Genomic DNA, 25,202 nt, shown 5'->3' with positions numbered 1-25,202 from the left:
CTCAGGCACGCTCATTCCGGTCGCGAGGACCGGCCGAGGACCTCGGCGATGAGCAGGGCGACGTCGTCGTGGTCATCCGGGTGGCGCAGGGCGGTCAGCAGCCGGTCGCAGGTGTCCTCCAGCGGGAGCCGGGGGTCCGTGAGCAGGCTGAGGAGGAGATCGAGGCGGGTGTCGATGGCCTGGCCACGGGTCTCGACGAGACCGTCGGTGTAGAGCACCAGCCGGTCCCCGGCGTTCAGGTCGACGGTGGTGGCCTCGAAGGGGACTCCCCCGACCCCCAGTGGCGCTCCGGCGGGCAGATCCAGCAGCACGGGGGGATGCCCGGGCCGGACGAGGACGGGAGGCAGGTGGCCCGCGAGGGCGATACGGCACTGCCCGTGATGCGGGTCGAAGACGGCGTAGACGCAGGTGGCGATGGTCTCGTCCATACCACCGGCGATCCGGTCCAAGTGGTGCAGGACCTCGGCGGGGTCGAGGTCGAGGCCGGCCAGGGTGCGGGTGGCGGTGCGCAGTTGCCCCATGGTGGCGGCGGCGTTGATGCCGTGCCCCATGACGTCACCGACGACCAGGGCGGTCTTGTCCCCGGCCGGACTGACGGCGTCGAACCAGTCGCCGCCGGCCTCGTGGGCGGCCGCGGCGGGCTGGTACCGGTAGGCGACCTCCAGGCCCACGGGCTGCGGCGGCCGGTGCGGGAGGAGGTGACGTTGGAGGGTGAGGGAGGCGTTGCGCTGGCTCTGGTACCAGCGGGCGTTGTCGATGCAGACGGCCGCGCGGGCGGCGAGCTCGCCGGCCAGGATGACGTCGTCCTCGTCGAAGGGCCGCGGGTTACGGGTGCGCTTGAGGTCGAGCGCGCCGAGGACCTCGCCGCGGGCGATCAGCGGGACGGCCAGGTACGAGTGCAGCCCGGCCCGGGCCAGCAGGGCGGCGGCCCGCTCGTCCCGGGCGATGCGCGGCAGGTCCTGCTCCCCCACGTGGGCCACGAGGACCGGCTGAGCAGTGGTCACGCTCCGGGTGACCAGGCGGTCCGCGTCGTACCTGGCGATCTCGCCGGGCGGGTCGGCGGCCTGGACGGCGTCGCCGGAGTCGGCCGCGGCCACGGCCAGCGCCCGGAAGACCGCGGGCCCGGCGACCGGCGCCGTGGTGATGCGAGGTTCCAGGACCGAGTCGAGGACGTCCACCGCGGCGATGTCGGCCAGGTCGGGCACGACGACGTCGGCCAGCTCCCGGGCGGTCTGGTCGAGGTCGAGGGTGGTGCCGATGCGCACGGAGGCGTGAGCGATGACGGCCAGCCGTCGCCGGGCCTCCGCGGCCCCGATGGCCGCGTTGTGCCGCTCGGTGACGTCCACCACGGAGGCGGCCAGGCCGATCACCCGCCCGGCGAGATCCTCCAGCCGGAAGAACGATACCAGCCAGGCATGGTCGGTCTCCAGGTCGGCGGGCGTACGGCCGACCGTGAAGTGGTCCAGCAGCGGCGTACCGGTGCCCAGCACCTGGCGCATCGCGGCCTCGATGGCCGGGGCGTCCAGGAACGGCAGTGCCTCGGGGACGGTGCGGCCGATGTGCTTCTCGGCGGGCATGCCGTTGATGCGCTCCAGCGAGGGATTGACCAGGACGTACCGAAGGTCGGTGTCGAACACCGCCAGCCCGATCGGGGACTGCGCCACCAGCCGCACCGACAGCGCCAGGTCCCGCTCCACTCCGCGCAGCGTGACCTCGTCGGTGGCGATCCCGAGGGCGTAGATGCCGCCGCTTTCGTCCAGCAGCCGCATGTTGCGGAACTCGACCAGCCGTGTGCTGCCGTCCTTGTGCCGTACGGGGAAGACTCCCGCCCAGGCGCCGCCGCCGGCCATCACCCGGGCGAACAGCTCCAGGACCAGGTCGTAGTGCTCCTCCGCGACCAGCAGCTTCGCCGCGAGCCGGCCCAGCGCCTCCTCCGCGCTCCAGCCGAACAGGTCCTCCGCCTGCGGGCTCCACAGCACGATCCGCCCGTCCGCGTTCAGCACCACCGCGGCCACGCCCAGCACGTCCAGCAGCCCACCGGGCTCGGACGGGACGACCGAGGCCTGGCTCAGCCCGGCGCGGAACGCATCGGACGTGCTCACTCGAGGCCCTCCTTCCGCCTACCGCAGGTGGCGGCCTCACCCGCTGCCGGTCCGGCCCGTAGCTCTCCTCACCTCGGTCGGCTCCGGGGGCTCTGACCCGGCGCCCCCGACCTCGAAGCCGGGGGCTCCATCGTCTCTCGGCAGGCACTCCCCGGCAGCCCCGTCTCGGCAGGCAACGCCGTCCTGCGCCGTCAGGGAGCGCCGGGAGACCGGCGCGGAACGGTCTCCCACCCGGTGTCCGTCCGCCGTCGGATCAGGGTGACCAGAAACTCGCCGCCGGCCTCCTTCTCCAGCAGGTCGGCGTGCTCGCGGGCGCGCTCGTCGGCGCCGGCGTCCGCACCGATCCACTCCGCCCGCAGGACGCCGTCGGGCGCCGAGAACTCGTACGTGCCGGGGGTGCCGATACGCGGGTCGTCGGTCATGGCGTTCTCCCTGCTCCGAGGACGTGGTTCCTGGGCCATCGTCCCCGTCTCCTCCGCAGGCCGCGCGCCGACAGACCGGTGCGGGTGACGGCGGCCCCGAGCCTGGGCCCGGGGCCGCCGTCACCCTGGCCGACCTCAGGGGCCGGGAGTCACACCTTGTCGGCGGCGATCATCAGATAGTGGAAGCTGCCCTCCTTGTAGGCGGTGAGGAACGCCTGCTCGATGCCGGTCGCCACGGAGGACTCGGCACGCAGTTCCCAGTAGGGAATGGTCGCCGCGGTCAGGTCGACGACGCTGATGGGAACCAGGTTGTTCGCCGACATCGCGGCGAAGTAGTCGCTGCGCGGGTGGATGTCGCAGATGTAGTGGGCGTCGATCTGGCTGACGGCCCTGGACGGCTGCCGGCCGTGGACGTCGTTGTAGCAGCCGGTGATGGTGACGTACCGGCCACCGGGCTTCAGGACCCGGGCATGCTCCTCGAAGAGCTTGAACAGGTCCACGTACATGGTGCTCTCGTTGTTCCAGGCGGCGCGCACCGTGGCGGCGGGGAAGCCGTTGTCGAGCATGTTCCGGAAGTGGAAGTCCACCTTGTCGGCCACGCCCCGCTGCCGGGCCTGGTCGTTGGCGAACCTCACCTGTTTCTCGGAGATGGAGATGCCGTCCACATGGCAGCCGAAGCGAAGGTTGGCCAGGAAGCTGGTGCCGCCCCGGCCGGAACCCGCGTCGAGAATCCGGTCCTCGGGGCCGATGTCGCCGAGCTGGTCCAGCAGGAAGTCCGCCTGGGCGGTCTCGAGCCGGTGCATCTCCCTGATGATCCGCTCGTCACGGGTGTCCTCCGGCCCTTCGAACACCGACGGGTCCACGTCCCCGATGCCGTAGTGGTGGTGGAAGGTGCCGGTGACCTCACCGAGACGTAGGTTGACCGGGTCCTTCTCCTTGTTCCAGTAGTCGGCCACGGCCTGCTGGTACCGGGTGGAGAGGACCTCGGTACGGGTGTCGAGCACGGTCATTGCGCGTGTTCCCTAACTCTGGTTGTAACGGGGGCTGCTGGCGTGCCACTCCTTGTTGCCGCCGAGCCAGGCCCACAGGGCTCCCAGGTAGCGGGTCAGCACCGGGTCGCCGGTGAGCGCGAGCTCGGCCGCCGCGGCCTCGAAGGAGTGCACGAGTTCGTTGTGGATGTCGGCGGAACGCCGGATCGCGTCGTCGAGGGAGCAGTTGTCCTCCGCCGCGATGACGGTCGGCAGGTTGTACTCGACGCCTTGGGCGCCGCCTTCCTTGTGCATCGAGTAGACGTCGTTGAGCAGGACGGACGCCAGAGCGGCCTGCAGCGTCGCCCGGCGGACGTCGGGGCGCCCGTAGACGTTGGCGGGAAGCTCGTATCCGCCCACGGCGTCGACCAGGGCCATGCACGGCAGGAAGCTGTTCATCTGACGGTTCGCCAGGTACTCCCAGACGGGCGGCAGACTGCCCCCGATGCGCCACCCCGCCTCGGCGTCCATCCCGAGGAACAGGCCGGCGATCTCCTGCCTGAGCCGGTTGATCTGGGAACCGCTGGCGTACTCGGCCAGGTCGTCCACCGAGCGCCGGAGCGCGTTCCAGACCGGCTGCCCGCGCAGCGCTCGCTCGTAGGACTCGCGGGCACCGAGAGGCAGTTGGGCCGGGTCGATCGCCGACTGGGCCAGCATCAGCTGGGGCCCGAGGCGCTCGGGGTGGTCGCCGGCGGAGGCTTCCTCGCAGAAGTAGTCGTCGACGGCGAACTCCGCCGCCATGCACCGGGCCGCGGCCAGCAGCCGGTCGGGATCGTCGGTGTCGGGATGGGTCAGCATGAGCAGACGCCCGTAGTTGGCCTTCCGGAACTTCTCCATCTGGCCGGCGTAGATGCCGACCTGCTCGGCCCAGCGGAAGAGGCGCTCGTTGACCTCCTCACCGAGCGCGGGATCGTCGCGCAGATGAGGCGGGCAGTAGAGGTCGGGGAGCGGGCTGCGGCGCGTCCCGGCACCGGCTGCCGGGCTTCCCTTCGACCGCAGATCGGTGATCCGGGCCGCCGAAGTGCCGAGTCCCGTCGGGCCGGTGGGGATCGTCGGCCGGGCAGAGCGGGCGGTGTCCTGCAGGGGTGCCATCGGTCCTCCTGGAGCGCCTGGTCAGGACCGCGGAGCGGCGACGTGGACGTTCTCCAGGATGCCGACGGCGTCCTGGACGAGGATCGCCACCGAGTAGTAGGCGGTCACCAGGTACCGGATGATCGCCTGGTCGTCGATGCCCATGAAGCGGACGTTCAGGCTGGGGTCGTACTCGTCCGGGATGCCGGTCTGGTGCAGGCCGATCACGCCCTGGTCCTGCTCGCCGGTGCGCATCGCGACGATGGAGGTCATCTGCCCGCCGGTGACCGGGATCTTGCCGCAGGGAAAGATCGGCACGCCCCGCCAGGCGGGGATGCGGTGGCCGCCGATGTCGGTGCTGTCGGGGTAGATGCCGCGCTTGCTGCACTCGCGGAAGAACGCCGCGATCGCCCTCGGGTGGGCGAGGAAGAGGTCGGTGCCCCGGCGCATCGACAGCAGGTCGTCCATGTCGTCCGGAGTCGGCGGCCCCGACCAGGTGTTGATCCGCTGGTCGTAGTCGGCATTGTGGAGCAGGCCGAACTCCCGGTTGTTCAGCAGCTCCCACTCCTGGCGTTCCCTGATCTCCTCCACCGTCAGCCGGAGTTGGTGCTCGATCTGGTTCATCGGGTCGTTGTAGAGGTCGGCGACGCGGGAGTGGACCCTGAGGACCGTCTGGGTCAGCGAGAGCTCGTACTCGCGGGGCGCGAGATCGTAGTCCACGAAGGAGCCGGGAATCTCGGCCTCGCCCTCGTGTCCTGCGGCGACGGCGATTTCCACCTCGCCCTTGGAATTGACCTTCCGGGAGGAATGTGCGAGGAATCCGGTGATGTGCTCGCGCAGCTCCTCGGAGCGGTTGAACAACTCGAGGAAGGATTCCCAGCGAAGGGTCAGGAGGGTTCCTGCGGTGGCGGCCTTGACCGTGGCGGTCCAGAGCGGGTCGCTCTGCAGAAGGGCCTCGTCCCCCAGGTGGTCGCCGTCGGCCAGCACGCCGAGGGTTTCCTGGCCGCCGTACTTGCCGGTGGCGATCCGTTCCATTCGGCCGTGCGCGACAATGAAGACCTCCTCGATGGGGTGGCCTTCCTCGACGATGACCTCACCGCTGCGGAATTCCCGGAGGGTGAACCGGCCGGCCAGCTCCGCGAGGAGGCCGTCGTCGCCGAAACCGCGCAGAACGGGAATCTCCCGAAGGGTCTCGGGGATGATGCGTACGTCGTCCGCGCCGGCCTGGACAAAGCTGACCCGCCCCCGGCCGACGGCCAGCGAGAGCCTCCGGTTGACCCGATAGGTACCGCCGGAAACCTGCACCCAGGGAAGCCGTCGAATCAGCCAGCGCGAACTGATTCCGCGCATCTGCGGAGCAGACTTGGTGGTGGTCGCCAAGTTCCGCGCGGCGGCGGTACTGAGGCTGAGTTGCTCGCGTTCTCGGGCGTAGTCCCTATCCGCTTCTATCGTCATCCGAGCTCTCCCATGAACGGACCGGAATTGAGGTGTCCGCATCCATTGATACAGGGGGATGACAGAACTCCCGGACCACTTCGGAGAAAGCTGAACGACCGTGCGAACCGAATCCGCCAGGGCATGCGCGGCTGGATCAGGCGACCTGGACCATTGCTCCGATGGTCGTACCTTTGCTCGGCATCCGAGCGAGATCCACGGCCACTTTTGGATCATGCGTATCCGAAGTAACGCCGAGCCGGCGGGCACGCGGGTCTCGGTTGGGCGAGAACAGGACACCGACCCCGGCCGGCCGTCCCCGTCCGGGGCGAGGCGAAGGCGATCACGATGGCGGGAAACGGTGGGCCGCCACTCCCCCGCCGGACGCCTCGCCACCCGCGCCGGGATCACCGGGGCCTACGCTGACGGTGGGGGCCCACGACGGTCAGGGTCGCGAGCAGCGGGAGCGGCGATGCACGGCGATGGCCAGGAGCTGGGCGAGGTCCAGCGCGAGCACTGGGAGCAGACCTACGGCGCCCACCCCCGGATGTACGGTGACCGGCCCTCCGACCCGGCGGTCCACGCCGCCGAGTCGTTCCGGGCCGCCGGAGCGCGTGACGTGCTGGAACTGGGTGCCGGCCACGGCCGCGACGCGCTGTTCTTCGCCCGCTCCGGGTTCACCGTGCTCGCCACAGACTTCAGCCTGGTGGGCCTGAGCCGGCTGCGTGAAGCGGCGACGGCCGAGGGCCTGGCCGAGAAGGTCACCACTGCCGTGCACGACGTCCGCGACCCGCTGCCCCTCGCCGACGCCTCGGTGGACGCCGTCTTCGCCCACATGCTGCTCTGCATGGCCCTGTCCACCGAGGAGATCCATGCCCTGGTGGCCGAGGTGCGCCGGGTCCTACGGCCCGGCGGCACCTTCGTCTACACCGTCCGCCACACCGGCGACGCCCACTACACGGCCGGCACCGGGCACGGCGACGACATCTGGGAGCACGGCGGATTCGCCGTCCACTTCTTCCCGCGCCACCTGGTCGACGCCCTCGCCGAGGGCTGGGAGTCGGCCGAGGTCCACCCATTCGAGGAGGGTGAGCTGCCCCGCCGCCTGTGGCGGGTCACCCAGACGCTGCGTCGATGACGTTCCGGCCCCGGTGCCAGGGCGTCAGGTCAGCTCCAGGACCAGCTTGCCGATGTTCTCGCCGCGGAAGAGCATCTGCAGAGTCTCCGGGAACTCGTCCAGGGCGCCCTTGACCACGTGCTCCTTGACCTTGATCCGGCCGGTGGCGATCCAGCCGGCGAGCTCGCGGGCGGCCTCCGCGAAGCGCGGTGCGTAGTCGAACACCACGAAGCCCTCCATGCGGGCGCGGCGGACGAGCAGCGTCAGGTAGTTCGAGGGGCCCTGGACGGCCGTCTCGTTGTTGTACTGGCTGATGGCGCCGCAGATCACCACCCGGGCGTGCATCGCCAGACGGGTGAGCGCCGCGTCGAGGATGTCGCCGCCGACGTTGTCGAAGTAGACGTCGATGCCGTCCGGCGCGTGCGTGCGCAGCGCCTTCCTGACGTCCTCGGCGCGGTAGTCGATCGCCGCGTCGAAGCCGAGTTCCTCGGTCAGCAGGGCGCACTTGTCCGCACCGCCAGCGATGCCGATGACGCGGCAGCCCTTCACCTTGGCGATCTGGCCGACCATGGTGCCGACGGCGCCCGCAGCCCCGGAGACCACAACCGTCTCACCCTCCTTGAGGGCCCCGACGTCCAGCAGTCCGAAGTAGGCCGTCATTCCGGGCATGCCCAGCGCGCCCAGGTAGGTCGAGAGCGGGGCCAGCGACGGGTCGACCTTCAGCGCGCCCTTGCCGTCCGAGACCACGTACTCCTGGACACCGAAGGTGCCGACGACGTGATCGCCGGGCCGGTAGCCGGGGTGGTTGGACTCGGTGACCTCGATCACCGACCCGGCGCGCATGACCTCGCCGAGGCCGACGGGCGGCAGGTACGAGGGGCGGTCGTCGAGCCAGCCGCGCATCGCCGGGTCCAGCGAGATGAAGCGGGTCCGCCCGGCGAACCGGCCCTCACCGGGCGCCTCGGCCGGCTCGGTGACGTGCTCCCAGTCCTGGGGCTTGACGTCGCCCGCCGGGCGGGCCGCGAGGCGGATCTGACGGTTCGTTCCAGACATGACGTCTCCTGTCGCTGGCGATGACCCGGCCGGCGTGCCGGCCGGCCGGTATGCCCGGTCCGGCTCCGGTCACGCACCGCAGCGGTCGAACGGGTGGTCCCCGGCTTGCGAGGAGAGTCTAAGCAAGCGCTTAGTCATCTGGCTAGGCCCGACCCTCCTGACCGGGTCCAAAAGCACGGTGCCCGAGAACCGTGTGGCGGTTCTCGGGCACCGTGATCAGGCCTGCTCGGCCTGGGCCGATCGTCAGGCGAGGGTCGCGAGGGCCTCGTTGAGGATCGTCGACGGACGCATGACGGCCGACGCCTTGGCGACGACGGGCTGGTAGTAGCCGCCGATGTCGACCGGCGAGCCCTGGACAGCGATCAGCTCGTCCACGATGGCCTGCTCCTGCTCGGAGAGCGTCTTGGCGAGACCCGCGAAGGCCTCGGCCAGCTGCGCGTCGGCGGTCTGCGTGGCCAGCTCCTGCGCCCAGTACAGCGCCAGGTAGAAGTGGCTGCCGCGGTTGTCGATGCCGCCCAGCTTGCGGCTCGGCGACTTGTCCTCGTTGAGGAAGGTGCCGGTCGCCCGGTCGAGGGTGTCGGCGAGGACCTGGGCGCGCGCGTTGCCCGTGGTCTGCGCCAGGTGCTCGAAGCTGGCCGCGAGCGCGAAGAACTCGCCCAGGCTGTCCCAGCGCAGGTAGTTCTCCTTGAGCAGCTGCTGGACGTGCTTGGGGGCGGAGCCGCCGGCGCCCGTCTCGAACAGGCCGCCGCCGTTGATCAGCGGGACGACGGAGAGCATCTTGGCGCTCGTACCGAGCTCCAGGATCGGGAACAGGTCGGTCAGGTAGTCGCGCAGCACGTTGCCGGTGACCGAGATGGTGTCCTCGCCGCGGCGGATGCGCTCCAGCGAGAACGCGGTCGCCTGCTCCGGCGACATGATCTCGATCTGCAGCCCGTCGGTGTCGTGCTCCGGCAGGTACGCCTTGACCTTCGCGATCAGGTTGGCGTCGTGCGCGCGGCCCTCGTCCAGCCAGAAGACCGTCGGGTTGCCGGTGGCCCGGGCGCGGTTGACCGCGAGCTTGACCCAGTCGCGGATCGGCAGGTCCTTGGTCTGGCACATGCGGAACACGTCGCCGGCGCCCACCGGCTGCTCCAGCACGACCTCGCCGGAGCCGTCGACCACGCGGACGGTGCCGTCGGCCGGGATCTCGAAGGTCTTGTCGTGGCTGCCGTACTCCTCGGCCGCCTGCGCCATGAGGCCGACGTTGGGCACCGAGCCCATGGTCGCCGGGTCGAAGGCGCCGTTCGCGCGGCAGTCGTCGATGACGACCTGGTAGACGCCGGCGTAGCTGCTGTCGGGGATGACGGCGAGGGTGTCGGCCTCCTTGCCGTCCGGGCCCCACATGTGGCCGGAGGTGCGGATCATGGCCGGCATCGACGCGTCGACGATGACGTCGCTCGGGACGTGCAGGTTGGTGATGCCGCGGTCGGAGTCGACCATCGCGAGCGCCGGGCCCTCGGCCAGCTCGGCGTCGAAGGACGCCTTGATCTCCGCGCCCTCGGGCAGCGAGTCCAGGCCGTGGAGGATGGCGCCGAGGCCGTTGTTCGGGTTCAGACCGGCGGCGGCCAGGGTCTCGCCGTACCGGGCGAAGGTCTTCGGGAAGAAGGCCCGCACGACGTGGCCGAAGATGATCGGGTCGGAGACCTTCATCATGGTGGCCTTGAGGTGCACCGAGAACAGCACGCCCTCGGACTTGGCACGGGCGATCTGGGCCGCGAAGAACTCGCGCAGCGCGGCGACGTGCATGACGGACGCGTCCACGACCTCACCGGCGAGCACCGGCACCGACTCGCGCAGGACCGTGGTGCTGCCGTCGGCGCCCGCGAGCTCGATGCGCAGAGCGCCGGCCTCGGCGATGACCGCGGACTTCTCGGTGGAGCGGAAGTCGTCGGCGGTCATGTGCGCGACGTTCGTCTTCGACTCCGGGGTCCACACGCCCATGCGGTGCGGGTGGGTCTTCGCGTAGTTCTTCACCGAGGCGGGGGCGCGGCGGTCGGAGTTGCCCTCGCGCAGCACCGGGTTGACGGCGCTGCCCTTGACCTTGTCGTAGCGCGCGCGGACGTCGCGGTCCTCGTCGGTCTTCGGGTCGTCCGGGTAGTCCGGCAGCGCGTAGCCCTGCTGCTGCAGCTCCTTGATCGCCGCCTTGAGCTGCGGGATGGAGGCCGAGATGTTCGGCAGCTTGATGATGTTGGCCCCGGGGGTCTTGGCGAGCTCACCGAGCTCGGCGAGGGCGTCGTGGATGCGCTGGCCCTCCTCGAGACGCTCCGGGAAGCTCGCGATGATGCGCCCGGCCAGGGAGATGTCGCGAGTCTCCACACGGACGCCCGCCGTCGAGGCGTACGCCTGCACCACCGGCAGGAACGAATACGTCGCCAGGGCCGGGGCCTCGTCGGTGTGCGTATAGATGATGGTCGAGTCAGTCACCGGTGCTCCGCTTCACGTCTACAACGCCTACAACGTCTTGATATCAAGATATCTCGTGATCGGCCATCCCCGACACCGACCCCCGGGTCGAGCCGCCGGGTCGAGCCGCCGGGTCGAAGCGTAGGGCCGTCACCTCCCGGTACGGCACCGGCCGCGCCGGATCGCGTCACGACGGTACGCAGGTCGGTGACCCGGTAGCCGCGGGCCTGGACGGCCTCGATGATCCGGGGCAGGGCCTGGGCGTCGAGGCCCGGGCCGCCCTCGGCACCGGCGCCGACGTGCATCTGCACGATCGCCCCCGGCGTGAGGGCCTTCAGGACGCGCTCGACGGCCCTGTCGACGGTCATGCCGCCGGCGGCGCCCAGGTAGCCGTTGGTGTCGGCGGTGAACTCGATGTCCGCGAAACCGAGGGCGTTGACGTCCGCGATGGCCTGCGGGGTGGTCTCGCCGTACGGGAACCGGTAGAAGGGCAGCGGCACCGCTCCGGTGGCCCGGCGGATCGCCCGGTCCGCCTTCAGGACCTCCTCCCGCAGGCCCTGGGGGGGAGGTCGGCGAGCTGGGGGTGGCTGTAGGAGTGGTTGCCGATCCCGTGCTCGGCGGCCATCGCCCGCGCCGCCGCCGGGCGGGTCTCGGCGAACCGTCCGGTCGGGAAGAACGTGGCCGGCGCGTTCCGCCGGCGCAGCTCGCCGAGGACGGTGTCGAGGCCGTTCTCGTCCCAGGCCGCGTTGAAGGTCAGGGCCACCACGTGCTCCTCGGTGGGCATCCGCCGGATCTCGTCGCCCAGGAGTTCTTCGGGCAGTTCGCCGCCGGTGGTTGCCGAAGCCCGGCCTGTCGCTGCCGTCGCTGCGGCCGGGACCGCCGCCACCACGCCGCCACCGCCGCACAGCACGGCCGTCGCACCCGCCGTGAGCAACAGCCGCCGCGGAAAACCTTCTGATGGTCGGTCACCGCCGCAGTATCGGCCGTCCCCACCCACCGGGCGCTCCGACGCGCTCGCCCGAGCAGGGCCACTCACCGGAACGAGCGCACTCGGACGGCCTGGCCCCGGCGCAGCCGTACCACCCGGAGCAGCACGCCGCCCGCCGCCCGCCGCCGAGGTTTCCAGGATCACGGCGCCGGGCGGGCGTCCTGCGGACAGCAGCCCGCGTCGCCGGCCCGGGCTGCGGGCACCTGGGGGGCATCGCCGGCGGAGAGCTCCGACGGGATGTCGAACTCGGTGCTCTGGCCGTGCGTCACGCGGCGGACCTCGGCGTTGAGCAGGATGCGTCCGACCCGGTCGAGGACCCGGCGGGCCAGGACGTGGTGTTCCTCGACCGCGTTCACGCTCTCCTCGGCATGGGCGGCCCCGGCCACCACCTTTTCCCAACGGCCGGCGGGCACCTCCATCCAGTCGGCGACCTGGGAGCCGACCATGCGCCGCACCACGGCCGGGACCGCGCCGCGGACCCCCGGCGGGGCGATCTGGTGGTAGAGGTCCAGCAGACCGCCGGTGAGCGCGATGCCCTCGGCGGACGGGCCGAGGTGTCGCGGCTCCATCTCCTTCCAGAGCTGCTCGGCCTCGGCCAGCGACTCGGGCACGGCGTCCGCCCGGAGTCCGAGCATCACCCCGACGACCCGCCAGGTGTAGTAGTAGTCCTCGGCCTCCTGCGGGGTGCAGTGGACACCCATCCTGGCCATGCCCTGCAGGACGGTGACCGAGAAGATCAGGGTGGCGCCGAGCAGGTCCTCCTGGCAGATCGGGACGCCGTGCTCGGCGACGTCCCAGTGCCCGTCGCGGAGCAGGAGCTGACGGACCGCCGCATGGATGAGCCGGACCTTCTGGATCGCGGGTACCAGGTCCCCGTGCCGGCCGAGCGGGTCCTCGGCCATCATGTGCAGGAGGAACTGGGTGGTCTCGGACAGCCGGCGGTGCGGGTGGTCGAGGCGATGGGTCGTGTGCAGCAGTTTCGCGCCCATCGGTGCCGCGTAGCAGCCCACCATCGCGCCGAGCGACAACGCCGAGGCCACGTGGATCCCGTCGTGCCGGAAGAACGCGTGCACGCGCGCGATGCGCTCGCTGTCCACCCAGGCCGGGACCGGCCTGGTCTCCATCAGGTAGTCGCGCAGTACCGCCGGAAGGTCCTCCGGGACCAGCTGGTCGTTGTGCCGCAGCCCGTGCAGTACCTGGTTGGCATGGGCGATCTCGCCCGAGTCCAGCAGCTCGATGACCATCCGGTCGGCCGGCGGGTCGCCTTCGGTACGCAGGTCACCGGGTGACGGCGCGAGGTGCTCCACGGGACAAGCTCCACTCTCTCGGCGCAGCCAGACCCTTCGGCCGGCCCGGCTCACGCGGCCAGAGTGCCCAGGCCGCGGCCGGTTCGCGCGCGAGATCGGCCGACACCATCCGATCGAGTGGATCTTTCGGGCGTCCCGACCAGCCCGTTGATCATGCGGTCGAGGAGGCGGTCGAAAAGGTCTTGGCCGGCATCACTCCTGCCCGGGGCGGCGAGAGCTCGAGCAAGCCTGGGATACCTGCCACGGCGGCTTCGGTAGCGCGTTCCCGGTCGACTTCGTACGAGACATGGCCGGCCACGAAGCCGGTGAGCAGGCTGAAGAGAGGGGTCAGCCGGCCTCGTCCTTCTCCGGCAGGGCGGTGCCGACGGCCTTCCGGGTGGTGTCCAGCTTCTTGAGGACATGGGCGACGTGCTGTTCGACGGTCCGGGGAGACAGGAAGAGGGCCTCGGCGATGTCCTGGTTGGTCGCGCCGCGGGCGAGCAGTTCGGCGACCTGCCGCTCGCGGGGCGAGAGCCGGTCCCCGTACCCGCGCCGTCCGCGCACCGGGGGCCGTACCAGGCCGAGGTCGAGCAGGAGGTGCCGGCACCGGGCGGCGTCGGCGGTGGCGCCGAGGCGGGTGAAGGTGTCGACGGCCTCGGTGAGATGGCCGACCGCGACCTCCGGATGCGACCGGAGGGCCCGCCCGTGGCACTCGGCGGCGCGGGCGGCTTCGTACGGGCGTCCGATCTCCTGCCAGCTGCGCTGGGCGTGCGCGAAGTGCTCGGCCGCGAGGGCGGGTTCGCCGTCATCGAGGAGCAGGCCCCGGGCGAGCCGGAGTTCGGCGACGGCGCCGGGTGCGTCCCGTCCGCTCAGGCCGCGCTCGGCGTCGTCGGCGAGCTGTTCGGCGGCCCGGCGGTGGCCGCAGCTCAGCGCCGCCTCGACGGCGACCGGCACCAGGCCGGTCGCCCTCGCCCATGCGCCGGCCCGGCGCAGCACGGCCGTGGCAGGTCCGGCGATGGCCCAGGCGTCCTCGGGCGCGCTCTGGGCGAGCCGGACGGCGACCAGCCCGGCGGCGGCCCGCAACGCGCCGGTCACCTGGGACTCCCGCTCCCCGTACTCGGCCGCGGCGGTGAACTGTTCGAGCGCTCGGGCGCGCTGTCCACGGGCGGCGGCCAGGAGTCCGAAGAGCAGTGCCTGCTCGACACCGGCCATCGCGACGTCGGGGTACTCGCTGCCCAGTGCCGCGAAGCGCTCCTCGAGGTCACTCCACCGCCCGGCCAGCCCGTCCAGGCGCAGCAGGGCGATCCGGCTGTAGCACTCCAGGTGGGGGATGCCCGCGCGCTGGGCCAGCTGCCGGCTCTCCGCCAGCAGGGCGGCCGCCGAGCGGTCGTGGCCCAGTTCGATGGCGATCTCACCGACGTTGTACAGGGCTCGGGTGGTCTGCCTGAGGATCTCGGTGTCCTCGGCCCGGCGCGGCAGTTCTTCCAGGAGCTGCCAGACGGCGGGGTCCCCGTCCCGGGCCAGGAGGGAGAGGCGGGTGGCGCGGACGGACGCCCGGATCGCCTCGTCGGGGCTGTCCCGGATGGTGTCCTCGGCCCGGTTCATCCAGGCCCAGGCCTGGTCGGAGGCGCCGTCCCGCTCGTTCATGGCCAGGGCGATCATCGCTCGGGCCGCCCGGGCCGGGCGGGTGGCCAGGTCCTCGATGCACCGCTCGAGTTCGCGGTAGCCCGCCCGGTCACCGGCCTGGTTGACCATGAGCAGGGCCAGGGCCAGCCGGATCTCACCGCGGGTCGCCTCCGGAAGCTGGGGGTCGGCGAGAATGCGCCGCAGCAGGGTGGCGTTGGCGGTGTAGTCCGCGCCGTTGACGGCGATCCGCGCGAGCGCGAGAGCGGCTCGCGACCGCAGGTCGTCCCCCAGGCGCGGCTGTTCGAGGATCTGGTGCAGCAGCGCCGCGCCGGTGCCGGTGTCGCCGAGGGTGATGGCCTGGTCCGCGGCCGCTTCCGCCCTGCGGAACCATGCCTCGCGGTCGCCGAGGGCGAGCGTGTGGTGGGCGATCTGCACCAGGGGGGCGGGCGAGCGGCTCTCCAGTTCCTTGATGGCCTGCCGGTGGAGGCGGACGCGCCGGGGGCCGGGGATGTGGCCGTACGCGACCTGCTGGGCCAGGACGTGGCGGAAGACGTACTGGCCCGACCCGGTCTCGCGGAGCACCGAGAACCGCAGCGCCTCGGTGAGGGCCTGTGCTCCCTGCTCGGGGTCCAGCCCGGCGACGTCGGCGAGCAGCGACTCCGCGGCGGGGACGGCGAGGACGGCCGCGGCCTCGACGATCGCCGCGCCGCCCGGCGACAGCGCCTCCAACCGCTCGGTGACGGCCTCGTGCAGCCCCCTGGGCACCTCGGCGCGCTCCAGCTCGGCGGCGGCGGAAGCCGGTTGCCTGCCGTGCTCGCAGAGGGTGATCAGGTCCTCCTCGGCGACCAGCGGCAGGCCCTCGCTGCGGTGGTAGAGGACGGCGGCGAGCTCCGGCGTGGCGTACGGGCCGAGCGCGGCGGCGGCCAGTTCCTGGACGTCCTGCTCGGCGAGCGGGGCGAGACGGATCGCCGTACCGCTGGCCCCGGGCGGGCGCCGGTAGGCGGAGCCGAGTACCGGGGTCTTGGGTGGCAGGTCCTCCGCCCGGTAGGTCAGCACCAGGCTGAGCTGCTCGGGCAGGTCGCGGGCGAGGAGCAGGAGCAGCTCGCGGGTGGCCTCGTCGACCCAGTGCAGGTCCTCCACCACCAGGACGGCCGGACCGATCGCCCCCAGGAACGAGTGGACGGCCTGGACCAGCTGGTGTCGCTCGGCGTGCGGGTCCTCGGGGCGGGGCGGCGGGGGCGGCAGCCTTTCGGCCAGGTCGGGCAGCAGCGGTGCCAGCGCGCCCGCCGTCGGCGGGATGCCACTGGTGGGCAGCCAGCCGCCCGCCTTCCGCAGTGCGTCCACCACCGGGCCGTAGGGGAACGGCTCGCGCAGCGGCTGGCAGTACCCCACCAGTACCCGCCGGTTCTCACCCACGAGCGTCTCGGCGGCCTCCCGGACCAGGCGGGACTTGCCGATCCCGGCCTCGCCCTCGACCAGCACCACCGCCGGAGGGTGCCGGACCGCAGCCAGGAGCAGGCCGAGTTCCCGGCGGCGGCCGACGAACGTGAAGCTCCCGCCGGAGGATGCCGCGCTGCGGTCGAGCACCCGCGCCACACGATCACCTTCCCTGCCCTGGACACGCTAGATCGGCCCAGGGCTCCCGGCAAACGGCTGCGCGATCGGTCCGGTGGACCGGAAGGTGCTCAGCGCCGATGCTCCGCGACGGGCACCGGCTGCGGATCGGGCAGGAGCAGCTCCGCCACCACCCGGGTGCCGCCGGCCGTGCGCCACAGGGCGAAGCCGGCCGCGTACGCCTCGACCAGCTGCAGGCCGCGACCGCCGCAGGCCTCGGCCTCGGCGGCCGGACCGGGCGGGTTCGGGCGGGCCCGCCACGTCCCGGCGTCCTTGACCTGGACGGTCACCGTCACGCCGTCGACGGCGAGCAGCAGCGCAACGTCCGCGCTGCCGCTGTGCCGCACCGCATTGGCGGCCAGCTCGGTCACGATGAGTGCCAGCGCCTCGTCGACGCTGTCGGGGAGCGCCCACCGCCGTGCGGCACCACGCGCGAAGCGCCGTAGGGCCGGCACCGAGTCGGCCACCGCCGGCATGGCACATGCGGCGGACCTGCCGGCGGTACGGCCGGTACCGGCGGTACGGCCGGGCCGAGGGCCGGGGCGGGCCGGGTGGCGGGTGTCAGCGGCAGCGATCATGCGAGGCTCCTGAGGTCTGTGGGGTGGCCTCCTGCCCACCACACTCACCGCCGAGCACGCACGGAACAATCCGGGGCCGCAAAACTACGGGTACGCAAACAAAGGCACCCGGAACCTCTCAGCCGAGCGGGATGTCCTTCTCACGCAGCGCGGCCAGGACCGGAGCGTACATGCGGGTCTTGATCGTGCCGACGGTGGGCCCGGCCTTGGCCGCGTGGGCCTGGGCGATCTCGACGGCGGCCTGAAGGACCGCGTCCTCGTCCGCCGTGCGGTCGACGATCGCGGCGGCGAGGGCGTCGTGGCCGCCGTAGCGGCGTGCGGTGACCATGGCCTCGTGCGCCGTCTGCGGGGTCAGCCGGGACTGGATGAGCGCGGACATGCCTGCGGTGAAGGGAATGTTGATCTCGGCCTCGGGCAGGCACCAGTAGCCCCGGTCGCCGCGCATCACGCGGAAGTCGTGGGTCAGGGAGAGCATGGCGCCGGCCGCGAAGGTGTGCCCCTGCAGGGCCGCCACGGTGACCACCGGCAGGGTCAGTACCCGCGCCAGGAGCTCCTGGACGCCGGCGACGTACTCGCCTGCCTGGTCGGCGTGCGCGAACAGCCAGTCCAGGTCCAGGCCGTTGGAGAAGAACTTGCCGGTCGCGGCGGTCACCAGGGCCCGCGGGCCCTCCGTCTTCTCCACCTCGTCCAGCAGGGCGTTGACGGAGGCGATCCAGTCCGGGTGGAAGCGGTTCTCGGTGTCTCCGATGCCGAGGACGAACACGTCGTCCTGACGGTCGAGCGTGGGCATGGCTGCTCCTTCACACGGTCGAGCCTGCACAAAGTTACTGACAGGTAACTACGATGTACGGCACAGTACATGGACCGCAGCCCGGTTGTCCGCCCGGCCGGAGATTTTTCCGACGATCCTCAGACGTCGCGGAGCCCGAGCGACAGCCCGCCGGTGAGGAGTGCCGCGAGGCTCCATGCGGCGAGGACGCCGAGACCTGCCCATGGGCCGATGGGCAGGCTGTGCAGCCCGGTGGTGGACTGGACGGCCAGTCCGGCGGTCATCGGCGCGATCTGCTGCAGTCGCTCCTGCCACTGCGGGTCGGTGACCACGTGGGTGAGGATCGGGAACAGGTAGAGCAGGCCGAGCACGGTGCCGATGGCCGCCGCCGCGTCCCGAACGGCGGTCGCGACGCCGAGGCCGAGCAGGGCGATCAGGACGAGGTAGAGAACCGATCGCCGGTGACCATGACGGCCGTTTAGGCCGATCCCTGCGTGAGGTTCGCCTTCACGATGAGCCCCGCCTTCGCCCACGGCGCGACACCGGCCGGACTCTCCTGCGGCCCGGACGCGGTCACGCCGGTCAGCGAGGACACGGGGACGGTGATGCTGCCGTCGCCCTCCAACTCCCTGTGCACGAAGAAGAAACTGTCGTTCACGGCCTCGCCGCCCGGCCCCTTAGGAACCGACGGCGCGGCACCGTGACCGGCCCCGCCACCACCCGCCGTGCCGAGCAGCCCGACCACCACCATCGCCAAGGCCGCGGCGGCCGTCCCCAGCACCCAGCCGCGCACCGTCCTGAACTTGGTCCACTCGGCCCGCAGCACGTGCCGGAAACCGGTCGTCGGCCCCGGCCGGTCAAGCGTGATCGTGGAGGTCATCGGGCCACCTCCCCGGCGCTGCGGTACTCCACCACGTCCCGGGTGAGCTCCAGATAGGCCTCCTCCAAGGACGCGCGATGCGCCGACACCTCCGAGAACGGCACCACATGCCCGCCGAGGACCTCCACGACCCTCTCGGTGGTCAGCCCGGAGACGCTGAGCGTGCCGGGCCCGGTGACGGTCACGGCGGCCCCCGCCGCCGTCAACACCGCCGTCGCCCGGGTCTTCTCGGACGTACGCAGAGTCACCCGGCCGCGAGCCGTACCCGCCAGCAGCTCCCGCACCGTGGTGTCCGCGATGACCCTGCCGCGCCCCACCACCAGGTGGTCCGCGTTGTCCTGCCACAAGGACCTGACCGTGCACGGGGTCGGCGAGGACGACGGTGCGTGGGTGCAGGGAAGCGAGCCGCTCCTGTCCCGCCTGGTCGGCAACCTGATCGACAATGCGATCGGCCACAACCACCGGGGAGGCTGGATCCGCGTCGCCACCGAGGCCGACGGCTCAACGGCGCAGCTCGTCGTCGAGACCGGCGGCCGGCTCCTCGACCGGCAGCAAGTCGCCCAGCTCGCCCAGCCGTTCCGCCGGCTCGGCGCGGACCGGACCAGCACCGGCGGCGGGTCGGGGCTCGGGCTGTCGATCGTCGCAGCCATCGCCGCGGCGCACGGCGGCAGCCTCGACCTCTACGCCCGCGCCGAAGGCGGCCTGCGGGTCGGCGTCTCGCTGCCCTTGGCGGCCCGCACCGCGGGAGTCCCGGCGTGAGAGTCCTGGTGGTCGAGGACGTGCGGTCCCTCGCCGAGGTCCTGGTCGAGGGCCTGCGTGACCAGGGCATGGCCGTGGACGCCGCCCACGACGGGCTGGAGGCGGTGGCCAAGCTCGACACCAACGCGTACGACGTCGTCGTCCTCGACCGCGACCTGCCGGGAATCCACGGCGACACCCTCTGTCAGATGATCACCGACCGCGACGGCCCGGCCATGGTCCTGATGCTGACCGCAGCCGGTGCGCCGAGTGACCGCGTCAGCGGCCTGACCCTGGGCGCCGACGACTACCTCGCCAAGCCGTTCCACTTCCCCGAACTGAAAACCGGTCCGTGATTCGGTGTTATCCCGTCGGTCGGCCGTACGTCTCCTGGTCACACGGACAGAACCCGAGAAGGAGCGAATCGGTGGGTCAGGACGACAGGCACGGGACGATCAGCCGCCGGAGGATGCTGAAGGTCGGCGGCGGGCTGGCGGCGGGGGTCGGCGCTGCGGCGTTGGCCGGAGGCACTGCGGCGGCCGCCGGGGAGGCGTTGGTGCACCCGGGGATGCTGCACACGCAGGCCGATCTCGACCGGATGGCGGCGAAGGTGAGCGCGGGCGCCCAGCCGTGGAAGGCGGGTTGGGACAAGCTGGCGGCCAACTCGCATGCGCAGAGCGGTTGGCGGCCGAACCCGCAGGCCACCGTCTACCGGGGCTCGGGGACCCCGGAGAACTACGGCACGCTGTTCAACGACGTCCACGCCGCCTACCAGAACGCCCTCCGTTGGCGGATCACCGGGGACCGGGCGCACGGCGACGCCGCCCGCGACATCCTCAACACCTGGTCCGGCACCCTCAGGACGGTCGCCGGGAACGCGGACAGGTTCCTCTGCGCGGGCATCCAGGGCTACCAGTTCGCCAACGCCGCCGAACTGATGCGCGGCTACCCCGGATTCGACCTCGACCGGTTCAAGGCGATGATGCTGACCGTCTTCTACCCGCTGAACAACGACTTCCTGGCCAACCACAACGGCGCGTTCATCACCAACTACTGGAGCAGCTGGGACCTGCTGAGCGTCGCCTCCGTCCTCGCGATCGGCATCCTGTGCGACGACCGTGCCAAGGTCGACCAGGCCGTCGACTACTTCAAGAACGGCGCGGGGAACGGCTCGGTCAGGAACGCCATCCCGGTCCTCCACCCCGGCGGGCTGGGGCAGTGGACGGAAGCCGGCCGCGACCAGGGCCATGCCACGTTGGCGGTCGGCCTGATGGCGGCCGTCTGCGAGATGGCCTGGAACCAGGGCATCGACCTGTACGGGTACGACGACAGCCGCTTCCTCAAGGGCGCCGAGTACGTCGCCAGGTGGAACCTGGGCCAGGACGTCCCGTACGCCCCCTACACCTGGAGGAAGGGCGCGCCCGGCAAGTGGTCCGGCGAGGAGACCTTCACCGCGGCCTCCCCCGCCGCCCGCGGCAACGTGCGGCCCATCTGGGAGATGATCCAGAATCACTACACCAAGCGCCGGGGCCTCGATGCGCCCTACGTCACGGCCCTCGCCGCCCGCGTCCGCCCCGAGGGGGGCGGCGGGAACTACGGGCCCAACAGCGGCGGGTTCGACCAACTCGGCTTCGGCACGCTGGCCTTCACCCGGGACGCGGGCGTCGTGACCGCCCCGTCCCCCACACCCGGCCGAACCACCGGCAGCACCGGCACCGCCCACCCCGCCGACTCCACCCCGAGTACCCCGACCGGGGGCGGACAGACCTCGGGCGGCCCGTCCAAGGGACTGGCCTCCACCGGCGCGGGCGAGGCCGTCACCTACAGCGCCGTCGGCGGAGTGCTCGCCATCGCCGCAGGCAGCGTCCTGGCGCTGCGAGGACGACGGCGGAAGGCGACGCGCGGCGACTGACCCACCGGTGCGGTGGCACAGAGCAGGGCCGTCATACGGGTGCGTCTCATGCCCCGCCGTGTCGGCAGCCCGGGATCGCCGCCCTGGGGTCTCACGCCCCGACCCGCACGGGGATCACCCTTTCGGACGCGCGAACCGCTCGTTCGCCGCGGTCCGCCTACCGGCAGGGGGCCCGGGCCGACGATAGAATTGCACCCGGGTTTGATGGTCTCAGCCGGACAAGCAGCGCAGCCGAGTGCCGCGAGTCGCGGAGTGGGTGTGACGGATGCACGACTCCATGTTCAACTCCGCCCTCGGTGATCTCGTCGAGCCCTGGGACGCCGCCTACGCCACCATCGACGCGCACGGTGTGCTGACGAGCTGGAGTCCGGGTGCGCAGCGCCTGCTCGGCTACACCGCGGACGAGGTCCGCGGGCGTCGCGGGGCCGACCTGCTCCACACCCCCGCGGACACCGCCCGGTACGTGGGGCGCTGCCGGACGGCGGAGACGACCGCCCTCGGGACGGCGGTCGTGCGCCACCGGGACGGGAGCCGGGTGGAGGTCGGGCTGTGGGTCCATCCCCTGGTCTCCACCGCCGGCGAGCCGCACTGGCTCATCCAGGCGGAGGACACCGAGGCCATCCGTCAGCAGGACCTCGGCCGCGCGCTCCTGAGGGGCCTGTTCACCGAATCACCGTTCCACATCGATGTGTTCGACACCCAGCTGCGCTTCGTCGCACAGAACGCACGGCGCTTGCGGGGGTTTGCGAGCAAGGTCCTCGGGCTCACCATGCGGGAGGTGGCTCCGGACGGTCTGTTGGACCTGACGGCGTTCGAGGCCCGGCAGCGGCAGGTCCTGGCCACCGGTGAGGCACTGGTGGCCACGGAGGTGCCGTCCGGCCATCCCGACGACCCGGATCACGACAAGGCCTGGTCGGAGACCATCGTGCCGCTGCGCAGCGGGTCCGGGGAGGTGATCGGGCTCGCCCACGCGGTGTTCGACGTGACCGAGAAGGTCCGGGCCCGGGAGCGGTTGGCTCTGGTCAACGACGCGAGCTCGAGGATCGGCAGCACACTCGATGTCCTGCGGACCGCGCAGGAGCTGACCGAGTTCGCCGTCCCGGTCTTCGCCGACCACGCGTACGTGAACCTGCTGGAGCCCGTCCTCGGCGGTGAGGAGCCGGTGGCCGGACCGGTCGCCGAAGCCGTGCCGCTGCGCCGTGCGGCGAGTTCGTCCGTGCCCGGGGGTCCGGGGGGTGCAGCGGTCGTCACGGGCGATGTCGACCCCCTCACCTCCGGCGCGGGCTCCTTGTTCGCCCGGGCGCTGGCGAGTCGCGAGCTCGTGCTTCTGACGGGTGAGGAGCTGCTCGCCGAGCTCACCGCGGCCTGGCCCGACCGGGCCGCGTTGGCCCGCGAACACGGGGTCCGGTCGTGGCTGTTGGTGCCGATGGCCGCGCGAGGCGCCGTGCTGGGTGCGGTGGTCTTCGTACGCTTCGGGGGCAGGCGGGCGTTCGAGGCGGACGACGAGTTGCTGGCCGAGGAGTTCGTGGCCCGTGCCGCCGTGTGCATCGACAACGCGAGCCGCTACACCCGGGAGCGGACCACCGCGCTGGCGCTGCAACGCAGCCTGCTGCCGCAGCACCTTCCGGTGCTCGGGGCCGTGGAGGCGGCGTGGCGCTACCTGCCGGCGAGTGGTCACACGGTGCTGGGGGGCGACTGGTTCGACGTGATCCCGCTCTCCGGTGCGCGGGTCGCGCTGGTGGTGGGCGACGTGACGGGCCACGGCCTGCACTCGGCGGTGACCATGGGGCGGCTGCGTACCGCGGTGCGGACACTCGCGGACCTCGACCTGTCCCCCGAGGAGTTGCTCACTCGTCTGGACGAGCAGGTCCATCGGCTCCAGGACGGCCGGCGCGAGGGACTCACCGGTGGCGCGGCCGGAACCACCTGCGTGTACGCGCTCTTCGACCCGATCACGCGCCGCTGCGTTCTCGCCCGGGCGGGTCATCCACCGCCCGTACGGGTGTCCGCGGACGGGAAGGTCGAGCTCCTCGATCTGCCCTGCGGACCGCCCCTGGGCCTGGGCGGAGCCCCGTTCGAGAGCAGCGAGGTGACCTTGACCGACGGGGATCTGCTCGTGCTGTACACCGACGGCCTGGTGGAGTCCCGGGACCAGAGCATCGACGTGGGCACCGAACGGCTCCGCGAAGCGCTGTCGGACCCTCAGGTCCCCTCGTTCCCGAGGCCCGGCGACATCTGCGCCGCGGTGACGCGCCAGCTGCTGCCGGAGCACCCGCAGGAGGACGCGGCACTGCTGGTGGCGCGGGTGCACGCGCTGGGTCCGGACCGCCACGTCACCTGGGAGCTGGCCTCCGAGCCGGAGGTGGTGGGCCGGGCCCGTACGCTCGCGGCCCGGAAGCTGGCCGAATGGGGCCTGGAGGAGCTGGAGTTCACCACGGAACTGGTCGTCAGCGAGCTCGTCACCAATGCCATTCGCTACGGCAACCCGCCGATCACGCTGCGGCTGATCCGCGACCGCAGCCTGATCTGCGAGGTCTCCGACGGCAGCAGCACCTCCCCGCACGTCCGGCGCGCGCTCGACACCGACGAAGGAGGGCGCGGGCTGTACATGGTCGCGCAGCTCGTGCAGCTCTGGGGCACGCGCTACCACGCCCGTGGCAAGACCATCTGGGCGGAGCAGCCACTCCCTGCCGCGGAACCGCAGGGCACCGGGGCCGAGGCCCGTCCGTCACTAGGATGAGACGCATCCCGGCACCACCCGGCCGGCCGTACTGGAGGGAGACGGGCCATGGCCCAGGACAGGGACGACGCCACCGACCCGCCCCATGCACGACGGCGCGGCCAGGGCGAACTCGAGGCCCAGGTCCTCTCCGCGCTCAAGGCCGCACCCGGGCCCGCCACCGCCGGCTGGGTGCAGCAACACCTGGGCGGGGACCTCGCCTACACCACGGTCATGACCATCCTGTCCCGCCTCCGGGCCAAGCAGGCCGTCTCGCGCAGCCGCACCGGCCGCGCCTACACCTGGAGCGCGGCCTCCGGGCCGGCCGACCTCACCGCGCTGAAGATGCGGCGCATCCTGGACAACGAGAACGACCGCGATGCGGCGCTCGCCAGCTTCGTCAGCACCCTGCTCCCCCATGACGAGGAACTCCTCCGCGCCCTGCTCCGCGCCTCCGACGAGCAGCAGGGCTGAGCGGGTATGGGCGTCTTCGTCTTCCTCCCGCTCATCCTGCCGCTGACCTCCGTGCCGATCGCGCGGCTGGCCGAGCAGCACCTCCACCCGCGCGCCGCCACCCGCCTGATGACCACGATCAGCGTCGCCATGGCCCTGTGCAGCGCGCTGTGCCTCGGTCTGCTCGGCGTGGTCGGCACCGCCCAGATCGCCGGCAACCCGCTGCCCGACGACTGGTCCCACCCCGGGGTACGCGACGCCGTCCCCTTCCACGAGGCCGTCGGCACCGGATCGCTCATCGCCCTCGCCCTCGTCGTCACCGCCTGCGCGGTGACGGCCCTGCGGCATCTGCGGGTCAGGGCCCGTGCCCGCTCGGTGCTCAGGTCGGTGCCGTACGGGGACGGTCCCGCCGTGGCGCACGACGACAGGCCGTACGCCTACGCCCTGCCGGGAGCGCCCGGGCGGATCGTGGTGTCCACCGGCATGCTCGAGAGCCTGGACGAGGACGAGCAGCGCGCCCTCATCGCCCATGAGCAGGCGCACCTCGCGGGCCGCCACCATCGCGTCCGGCTGGCCACCCAACTCGCCAGCGCCGTCAATCCGTTCCTGCGCCCGCTGCAGAAGGCCGTCGCCTACAGCACCGAGCGCTGGGCCGACGAGGACGCCGCCCGGGCCGTCGGCAGCCGCCGGCTCACCGCCCGCGCCGTCGCCCGCGCCGCCCTCGTCTCCCACCACGCGGCCCCCGGCCTGCCGGCGTTCGCCGCACCCGGCCCGGTGCCGCGCCGGGTCGCGGCCCTGCTCGGACCGGCGCCGGCGGACCACACCTGGCCGCCGGCGCACAGCCCGGCGGGGCTCGCCGCCATGGTCGCCGCGGCCGGCACCGCGGCCTCCGCGGTGTCCGCGCTCAACGCCGCGATCGCGCTGCTGCTCGTGGTGAAGGCCGCCACCCCGCTGTAGCAGGCGGCCGCCG

Annotated in this window: 22 protein-coding genes and 1 pseudogene; 7 read left to right on the top strand and 16 right to left on the bottom strand. The window is 72.0% G+C overall.

Annotated features, from left to right (window positions below; all coding sequences use genetic code 11):
• Positions 1-11: 11 nt before the first annotated feature.
• The 5 genes from FB465_RS27250 to FB465_RS27230 form a co-directional block, all read right to left on the bottom strand.
• On the bottom strand, positions 12-2,102 hold the full coding sequence (locus tag FB465_RS27250) for a SpoIIE family protein phosphatase (protein ID WP_145794682.1): 2,091 nt from the start codon (positions 2,100-2,102) through the stop codon (positions 12-14).
• A gap of 191 nt (positions 2,103-2,293) precedes the next feature.
• Entirely contained in the window at positions 2,294-2,524 is a 231-nt protein-coding gene (locus tag FB465_RS27245) for a hypothetical protein (RefSeq protein ID WP_145794680.1), read from the bottom strand.
• Between the two features lie 149 nt (positions 2,525-2,673).
• A complete protein-coding gene (locus FB465_RS27240; protein ID WP_145794678.1) occupies positions 2,674-3,534 on the bottom strand; it encodes a geranyl diphosphate 2-C-methyltransferase in 861 nt (286 codons plus the stop codon).
• A gap of 12 nt (positions 3,535-3,546) precedes the next feature.
• Positions 3,547-4,644: a family 2 encapsulin nanocompartment cargo protein terpene cyclase gene (locus FB465_RS27235; protein ID WP_211785865.1), complete on the bottom strand. Its 1,098-nt coding sequence runs from the start codon at positions 4,642-4,644 to the stop codon at positions 3,547-3,549.
• A 21-nt stretch (positions 4,645-4,665) separates the two neighbouring features.
• A complete protein-coding gene (locus FB465_RS27230; protein ID WP_145794676.1) occupies positions 4,666-6,078 on the bottom strand; it encodes a family 2B encapsulin nanocompartment shell protein in 1,413 nt (470 codons plus the stop codon).
• Positions 6,079-6,529: 451 nt separating this feature from the next.
• Between FB465_RS27230 and FB465_RS27225 the strand changes: the two genes are divergently transcribed.
• Positions 6,530-7,195 (top strand): class I SAM-dependent methyltransferase, encoded by a 666-nt coding sequence (locus tag FB465_RS27225; RefSeq protein WP_145794674.1) that lies wholly within the window; start codon positions 6,530-6,532, stop codon positions 7,193-7,195.
• 24 nt (positions 7,196-7,219) lie between these two features.
• Here FB465_RS27225 and FB465_RS27220 read toward each other — a convergent pair whose 3' ends face one another.
• From FB465_RS27220 to FB465_RS27175, 11 genes are all read right to left on the bottom strand, one after another.
• Complete coding sequence (locus FB465_RS27220) at positions 7,220-8,227, bottom strand: NADP-dependent oxidoreductase (RefSeq protein WP_211785864.1); 1,008 nt, start codon at positions 8,225-8,227, stop codon at positions 7,220-7,222.
• Between the two features lie 243 nt (positions 8,228-8,470).
• Complete coding sequence (locus FB465_RS27215) at positions 8,471-10,690, bottom strand: NADP-dependent isocitrate dehydrogenase (protein ID WP_145794672.1); 2,220 nt, start codon at positions 10,688-10,690, stop codon at positions 8,471-8,473.
• Complete coding sequence (locus FB465_RS37760) at positions 10,687-11,169, bottom strand: polysaccharide deacetylase family protein (RefSeq protein WP_342791847.1); 483 nt, start codon at positions 11,167-11,169, stop codon at positions 10,687-10,689. Before FB465_RS37760 ends, FB465_RS27215 begins: the two co-directional genes overlap by 4 nt.
• Before the next feature lie 35 nt (positions 11,170-11,204).
• Positions 11,205-11,603, bottom strand: a complete 399-nt coding sequence (locus tag FB465_RS37755) for a polysaccharide deacetylase family protein (protein WP_342791846.1) — start codon at positions 11,601-11,603, stop codon at positions 11,205-11,207.
• 194 nt (positions 11,604-11,797) lie between these two features.
• Positions 11,798-12,964 carry an oxygenase MpaB family protein gene (locus FB465_RS27205; RefSeq protein WP_145794670.1) on the bottom strand — a complete coding sequence of 389 codons (1,167 nt, stop codon included), beginning with the start codon at positions 12,962-12,964 and terminating at the stop codon, positions 11,798-11,800.
• Between the two features lie 327 nt (positions 12,965-13,291).
• Entirely contained in the window at positions 13,292-16,165 is a 2,874-nt protein-coding gene (locus FB465_RS27200; RefSeq protein ID WP_246192864.1) for an ATP-binding protein, read from the bottom strand.
• Positions 16,166-16,254: 89 nt separating this feature from the next.
• Entirely contained in the window at positions 16,255-16,761 is a 507-nt protein-coding gene (locus FB465_RS27195) for an ATP-binding protein (protein ID WP_145794669.1), read from the bottom strand.
• Positions 16,762-16,879: 118 nt separating this feature from the next.
• Positions 16,880-17,551 carry an enoyl-CoA hydratase-related protein gene (locus tag FB465_RS27190; RefSeq protein ID WP_145794666.1) on the bottom strand — a complete coding sequence of 224 codons (672 nt, stop codon included), beginning with the start codon at positions 17,549-17,551 and terminating at the stop codon, positions 16,880-16,882.
• Between the two features lie 119 nt (positions 17,552-17,670).
• Positions 17,671-17,901 carry a hypothetical protein gene (locus FB465_RS27185; protein ID WP_211785863.1) on the bottom strand — a complete coding sequence of 77 codons (231 nt, stop codon included), beginning with the start codon at positions 17,899-17,901 and terminating at the stop codon, positions 17,671-17,673.
• Positions 17,902-18,008: 107 nt separating this feature from the next.
• Positions 18,009-18,410 carry a hypothetical protein gene (locus tag FB465_RS27180; RefSeq protein ID WP_145794664.1) on the bottom strand — a complete coding sequence of 134 codons (402 nt, stop codon included), beginning with the start codon at positions 18,408-18,410 and terminating at the stop codon, positions 18,009-18,011.
• Positions 18,407-18,757: a hypothetical protein gene (locus FB465_RS27175; RefSeq protein ID WP_170290440.1), complete on the bottom strand. Its 351-nt coding sequence runs from the start codon at positions 18,755-18,757 to the stop codon at positions 18,407-18,409. Before FB465_RS27175 ends, FB465_RS27180 begins: the two co-directional genes overlap by 4 nt.
• Here FB465_RS27175 and FB465_RS27170 point away from each other — a divergent pair.
• From FB465_RS27170 to FB465_RS27145, 6 genes and pseudogenes are all read left to right on the top strand, one after another.
• Positions 18,744-19,169: a sensor histidine kinase gene (locus tag FB465_RS27170; RefSeq protein ID WP_246192863.1), complete on the top strand. Its 426-nt coding sequence runs from the start codon at positions 18,744-18,746 to the stop codon at positions 19,167-19,169. The two genes, FB465_RS27175 and FB465_RS27170, sit on opposite strands and share 14 nt — an antisense overlap.
• Positions 19,166-19,489 (top strand): annotated as a pseudogene (locus FB465_RS27165) (response regulator transcription factor); the annotation flags it as partial. The gene FB465_RS27170 and the pseudogene FB465_RS27165, both read left to right, overlap by 4 nt.
• 128 nt (positions 19,490-19,617) lie before the next feature.
• Positions 19,618-21,060, top strand: coding sequence for an alginate lyase family protein (locus FB465_RS27160; RefSeq protein ID WP_145797626.1), 1,443 nt, complete (start codon positions 19,618-19,620; stop codon positions 21,058-21,060).
• 265 nt (positions 21,061-21,325) lie between these two features.
• On the top strand, positions 21,326-23,800 hold the full coding sequence (locus FB465_RS27155; RefSeq protein WP_145794659.1) for a SpoIIE family protein phosphatase: 2,475 nt from the start codon (positions 21,326-21,328) through the stop codon (positions 23,798-23,800).
• A 48-nt stretch (positions 23,801-23,848) separates the two neighbouring features.
• Entirely contained in the window at positions 23,849-24,253 is a 405-nt protein-coding gene (locus tag FB465_RS27150) for a BlaI/MecI/CopY family transcriptional regulator (protein WP_145794658.1), read from the top strand.
• A 6-nt stretch (positions 24,254-24,259) separates the two neighbouring features.
• On the top strand, positions 24,260-25,189 hold the full coding sequence (locus FB465_RS27145; RefSeq protein ID WP_145794656.1) for a M56 family metallopeptidase: 930 nt from the start codon (positions 24,260-24,262) through the stop codon (positions 25,187-25,189).
• The last annotated feature ends 13 nt before the right edge of the window (positions 25,190-25,202 follow it).

The organism is Kitasatospora atroaurantiaca (assembly GCF_007828955.1).
Taxonomy (GTDB): Bacteria; Actinomycetota; Actinomycetes; order Streptomycetales; family Streptomycetaceae; genus Kitasatospora; species Kitasatospora atroaurantiaca.
The sequence above is the reverse complement of the archived record's forward strand: the minus strand, read 5'-3'. Positions and strand labels throughout refer to the sequence as shown.